Origin of the sequence: Gemelliphila asaccharolytica (assembly GCF_001553005.1) — a bacterium.
Taxonomy (GTDB): Bacteria; Bacillota; Bacilli; order Staphylococcales; family Gemellaceae; genus Gemelliphila; species Gemelliphila asaccharolytica.
The window spans coordinates 1-3,992 of record NZ_KQ959901.1 but is presented as its reverse complement, the minus strand read 5'-3'; the positions used below and the strand labels follow the sequence as shown (position 1 = coordinate 3,992).

The following is a 3,992-nucleotide window of genomic DNA, read 5'->3' as shown; positions in this document are numbered from 1 at the left end:
CCAGACGGATACTATGTAGACGAAAATGGAGCATGGGTTAATTAAAGATAAAAAATAAAAAATAAAAAGACTTTTAAGGAAAAAAAGTGACTTTCAAAACTTAAAAAAACTAACGAGAGAAGTTCACTAAAGACTAAAAAGTCTTTTTTTTATTAAAAGAAATTTTATATTATAGTTTTTATTTTTTAAAATTAAAGTATCCAAATAATATTTGTTTGTACTTTTAAAAAGTGCTAGAATAAATAAAGGGAGATTCATATTAATATATAAAATTATAAATTTTTTTAATTAATTAATAATATGTGTATAGGAGATAAAAACATGAGAATAAAAAGTAAAATAGGGAAAATATCAGCAATATTAATAGCAACATCAATGGTAATTCCAAGTGGAATAACATATTCAGCAGACAATAGTGGATTAACAGAAGTAGCAGACATTAATGGTTCGATAGATTATAGCGGGGGAGATGTCGAATTTACATTAAATGGAAGCAATTTAGTAGAAAAAGATATAAAAGCGTATGTTATTTTAAAAAAAGATGAATTTAAGGAAAATCAAAAAAGAATTACAGATATAGAAAAATCTTTAAAATTTAAAAATGAAACTAAAAACGAAACAAATAAGAAAAAGTTAACATTACATTTTCCAAAAAATGAATATAATAAATCTCAAGAATATATAATTAGATTTAGTGTTGATGGAAAAGAAACGCAAATTTACAGAGATTTTCAAAAAACCGTAAAAATAAGAAGAAATCCTAATGGTGTAGCAAAAAAAGAAGAAGATAACATTTTACCAGAAGATAATAAAATAACTTCTTTTGAAGCAAAAGAAAATAGTAAAAAAGGAAGCTATAACTTTCTAATAAAAGGGAAAAAATTAGATATTAAAGATGTAAAAGTAAGTATTCTTTCAGAGTTAGAGATAAACAAAATGAAAACTCATATTAAAGATGAAAACTTAACAAAACAAGTAAAATTAGAAAAAGATGGAGAAAATATCAAATTTACATGTGATTTTCCAACAGATACTGATAAAGAATATAAAGTGGCTTTGACATATAAAAATGAAAGATTACTAGATAAAGACATAACAATCAGAGTAAAAAAAGGAGATTCTACTGGTAAAAATCCTAATCCAGTATTAGAAGAAACTGCACTAAAATCAGTAACAAATAAAAAAGAAGGACTTAAATATACTTTTAATTTAAAAGGAACTAATCTAGATGAAAATAAAATAAAAGTAAAAAAAGTTCTTTTAAATAGAGTAAATCAACAAAACTTAGTAGACAAAATTAAATTTAAAAAAATAAACGATACTGAACTAGAAGCAACATTAGTATTTGATAAAGTAGAAGAAGAAAAAGACTATAAAGTAGTTTTTGGAACAGACCAAAGCAATAAAAAAAGTGTTGACTGTAAAATAACGCCTACTGATAAATTAGAAAACAGCGATGAAGTTCCTTCAGTAACACCTCCTGTTCTTAATAAAGGTGAAATAGAAAATTTAAATTTTGAAAATATAGTAAAACAAGAAAATAATTATCAAGCTTCATTTAAAATTCTTGGAAATAATTTGACAATGCATAATATCAAAGTAAAAGTTATGGAAGAAAATGTAAGAAGGGCAGATGTTGAAAAAACTTTAACAAATTTGGCAATCAATAAAATTGCATTACCAACATTAACTTTTACAAAAAATGATAAAGGAAAAACTTTTAAAGTCTATTTTAATGCAGATGGAACAGATAATTTTAATGAAAAAAATTCAGTTTTAGTAAAAGTAGTAGATAAATCTAATCTTGACCCTGACCCAACAGTTGACCCATCAGAGGTAAATCCTAGTGCAAGAGAGATGAAAATAGAAAGCATAAAAGCCTTAACACCAAATTTAGCAAAATCCGGAGGAGAAGCTAAAATAAGTGTAAAAGGAGAAAATTTAGATTCTAAAAAATTACAAGCAGAAATTTACAAAATATCAGATGGAAAAGAAATAAAACAAGCTAAAAAAATAGAATTTTTTGGAACTAAAGAAGTTCAAACAGCTACTATAAACTTTGAAAAAGTACAAAAAGAAGAAAAATATATAATAAAATTGCAAGATAAAAAATGTCAGATTACTGTCGGAGGAAGAGAGAGTTTAGAAACAGTAGCTGTAGTTCCAGAATATTGTCATATAAACAATGCTAAAGACGAAATAATAGTAAAATTATATGCACCAATAGAAAAAGTAGTAACCGATAAAGAATTTAAAGATGGAATAACTTTAGATGGTAAAAAACTAGGTGAAAACACAAAAGTCATTGTCAATGATGACAAAATAATAATAAAATCAGCAGAAAAATTTGATATAAAAGAAGGATCAAAACTATTATTTGAAGAAAGACTTTTTAAAGGAGTAGCAGACAATAAAGAAAATAAATCCTTCCATTCACTTATAAAAGGTGCAGTAGCTTATGGGAAACAACTAGACTTCATAGAAGGTCAAGTTTTGAATAATAAAGGAGGTAAAGTAAAACTTAAATTTTCAGGAGAAAATTTAAAAGAAAAAGTAAAAGTAAAAGTTCTGAAAAGTGATAAACAAAGAACTAAAGTACTTTCTACAGAAGATAAAAATGTTACAGTTACAAAAATAAGTGATAGTGAGCAAGAAATAAGTTTTATTCTACCAGAAAATAAAACAGAAAAACCAGAAAGTTATACTGTATTAGTATCTGTAGATGGTGGACTAAAATATATGAGCGATTACGGAGCTAATGTACTAAAAAGTGAAAAAGAAAAAACTACAGTTGCTACAGTATTAGCAGATAAAGAGTTAAACAATAAACCTACTTTAAGCTTTATGTCAATAACTTCTTACGGGACACAAGGAGGGGGAACAACTATTCCAGATATAACTCATACAGTAACTCCAGTAGGGCAAGGAAGTAAAAAAACTTGGATAAGTTTATATGGAGCTAACCTAAAAGAATCTCTTACAAAAATAAAAGTAGTCGACCAGAATGGAGTAGAGTGGTATCCTTTAGAAAATGAGGGAACAACAGATAGTATGGATAATTTCCTATTAGTAATGAAAAATAATCATGGTGGATTTGGAATTTTTGGAGAAGGAACAAGCCAAAAAATAGAATTAATATGTCCTAGAAATATAAGAGTGCCAAATTCAGACTCTCCTTCTCCTACATATAAAATTTTAGTAGCAGTAGACGGAATTCACTACAATGAAGAAATTACTGCAACAGTTACTGTTGCTGATGATGGAGATCCTATAAAAGAATCTTTATCTAAAGATAAAATAAAAGAGGTTTCTGTAAGTTACGAAACAGAAACAGGAGAGCAAGTAATAGAACCTAAAAAAGTAAAAGGGTATACTTGGTCAAAATTAAGAACATTTAATGTAAGAGCCATCAACAAAGAAGGCTATAAACTAAAAGGATTAAAAGTAAATGATAGCGATGAACTAAAACCATTATCTTATCTTAATGAAACAGAAGTATATGATTCAGCAGATAAAACAATGGTTGAAAAGGTAAAATTTATCTATGAAAAAGAAACACCAGTAACAAATAAAGAACTAAAAGAAGCGAAAGAAAAAGCTTTAACAGAATTAGAAAAACTTGATAGCCTAACAAGTGAAGAAAAAGATAGCTTCAAATTAGAAATAAATAAAGCAACAGAAAAATCAAAAATAAGCGAAACGCTAAATCAAGCAAAAGTAAAAAATACAGCTAACAAAGAATTAAAAGAAGCGAAAGAAAAAGCAGTAAAAGAAGTCACAGAATTAAAAAATCTAACAGAAGCAGAAAAAACTAGAGCTGTAGTAGAAATAAATAAAGCAAATAATAAAGCAGAAGTTAATATAGCTTTAGATAAAACAAAAGAATTAGATAAAAAATATGGAGCAGAAAATCCAAATGTTAATCCAACTCCTACTCCAGACGTAAATCCATCTCCAGACGTAACACCAGCTCCAGAAATAAAATCAGGTTG

1 protein-coding gene is annotated in these 3,992 nt (G+C 26.7%); it reads left to right on the top strand.

Annotated elements, in window-relative coordinates:
• Nucleotides 1-321: 321 nt before the first annotated feature.
• Nucleotides 322-3,992 (top strand): GA module-containing protein (locus HMPREF1871_RS04935; protein ID WP_066130706.1); only part of this gene is annotated, 3,671 nt, incomplete at its 3' end.